1 protein-coding gene is annotated in these 883 nt (G+C 62.2%); it reads right to left on the bottom strand.

Going from position 1 to position 883, the window contains the following annotated elements:
• Positions 1-883: ABC transporter substrate-binding protein (locus ACTMTJ_RS45390; protein WP_441225324.1), on the bottom strand; the 883-nt coding region annotated here is incomplete at both ends.

The following is an 883-nucleotide window of genomic DNA, read 5'->3' as shown; positions in this document are numbered from 1 at the left end:
TGGGTGAAGGTGGTTTCCTTGGTGATGATGCGGGGTTCGACGGCTTCGCCGGCGTTGACCTTCTTGACCAGTTCCATCAGCTGTGGGCCGAGCAGGGGAGAGCATTCGACGATGAAGTTGATTTTGCCGTCGGCGAGTGCTTGCATGCCGTCGCGGACGGCGTCGACGGTGATGATTTTGATGTCGGTGCCGGGTTTCTTGCCGGCGCCTTCGATGGCTTCGATCGCGCCCAGGCCCATGTCGTCGTTGTGGGCGTAGAGCACGTCGATGTCGGGGTTGGCCTTGAGGAAGGCTTCCATGACTTCTTTGCCCTTGGCGCGGGTGAAGTCGCCGGTTTGTGAGGCGATGATTTTGAACTTGGGTTCGGCGGCGATGACGTCGCCGAAGCCCTTCTTGCGGTCGTTGGCCGGGGCGGAGCCGGTGGTGCCTTGCAGTTCGACGATGTTGACCGGGTCGGTGCTGCTGGCGTACTCCTTGACCAGCCAGTCGCCGGCCTTCTTGCCTTCCTCGACGAAGTCCGAGCCGAGGAAGGATTTGTAGAGGCTGGTGTCCGGGGAGTCGACGGCCCGGTCGGTGAGGATGACCGGGATGTCGGCGTCCTTGGCTTCCTTGAGCACGGTGTCCCAGCCGGACTCGACCACCGGGGAGAAGGCGATGATGTCGACCTTCTGCTGGATGAACGAGCGGATCGCCTTGATCTGGTTTTCCTGCTTTTGCTGGGCGTCGGAGAACTTCAGCTCGATCCCGGCTTCCTTGGCCGAGTCCTGGATCGACTTGGTGTTCGCGGTACGCCAGCCGCTTTCGGCACCGACCTGGGAAAACCCGAGAACGATCTTCCCATCGTCCGAGCCGCTGCCAGAACCGGCACCGTCATCGCCGCCAC

Source organism: Phytohabitans sp. LJ34 (assembly GCF_052068095.1).
Taxonomy (GTDB): Bacteria; Actinomycetota; Actinomycetes; order Mycobacteriales; family Micromonosporaceae; genus Phytohabitans.
The sequence above is the reverse complement of the archived record's forward strand: the minus strand, read 5'-3'. Positions and strand labels throughout refer to the sequence as shown.